1 protein-coding gene is annotated in these 1,075 nt (G+C 47.0%); it reads left to right on the plus strand.

Annotation, left to right across the window (positions count from 1 at the left end):
• The coding region (locus IEV84_RS16670) for an aldo/keto reductase (protein ID WP_229732723.1) at positions 1 to 1,003 on the plus strand (1,003 nt) is incomplete at its 5' end.
• Positions 1,004 to 1,075 lie beyond the last annotated feature (72 nt).

A 1,075-nucleotide genomic window follows, 5' to 3' on the forward strand; every position in this document is an offset into this window, starting at 1 on the left:
AAAGAACCCAACTTCAGCAAAACCAAGCAAAATGACAGCAACCCAAATCCCAGAAGTGGTTCTTGAATCCTCCAACGGCCGCAGAACCATGCCTGTGCTTGGATTCGGCACAGCATCCAACAATTTACAACCGGAGGTTTTGATAGAAGCTGTTCTTGAGGCCATCAAGCTTGGTTACCGACACTTCGACACTGCTTCCATTTACGGCTCCGAGCAGACTCTAGGAGTAGCCATTGCCCAAGCGCTCAAACTCGGCCTCGTGGCTTCTCGTGACGAGCTCTTCATCACTTCCAAGCTTTGGCCTAATGATGGTCACCCCAACCTGGTTATTCCTGCTCTCAAGAAATCGCTTCAGAATCTTGAGTTGGAGTACCTTGATTTGTATCTGATACACTGGCCCATCAGTGCCAAGCCTGGGAAGTTGAGTCACGCACTAGAGGAGAAGGACCAAATGCCGATGGACTTCAAGGGTGTGTGGGCAGACATGGAGGAAGCTCAGAGACTTGGCCTCACCAAATCCATTGGAATCAGCAATTTCTCTACCAAAAAGACTCAGAATTTGCTCTCCTTTGCTACTATTCCTCCGTCAGTCAATCAAGTTGAGATGAGTCCATTTTGGCAACAGAAGAAGCTCAGAGACTTCTGCAAGGCCAGTGGTATAGTTGTGACTGCCTTCTCCCCATTGGGTGCCATAGGAACCAGTTGGGGCACCAATCATGTTCTCGAAAGCAAAGTGCTGAATGAGATAGCCGAGGCTCATGGAAAGACTGTTGCGCAGGTTTGTATTAGATGGGTTTATCAGGTAGGGGCAACTCTTGCAGTGAAGAGCTACAACAAGGAGAGGTTAAAGCAGAACATGCAGGTGTTCGACTGGGAACTAACTGAAGAGGACCTTGAGAAGATCAATCAAATTCCACAGCGCAAAATGATGCCTCGAGAAGAGTTGGTTACGGCTACTGGACCATACAAGTCCCTTGATGACTTATGGGACGGAGAGTATTAGCTTTACATTGTAAGAAAATGTATTTTATATGCATAAGAATAAAGGCGTCAGCTACTCATGTATTTATGGCAT

The sequence above is a fragment of the Flavobacterium palustre genome (genome assembly GCF_014639535.1).
GTDB classification, from domain to species: Bacteria; Bacteroidota; Bacteroidia; order Flavobacteriales; family Flavobacteriaceae; genus Flavobacterium; species Flavobacterium palustre.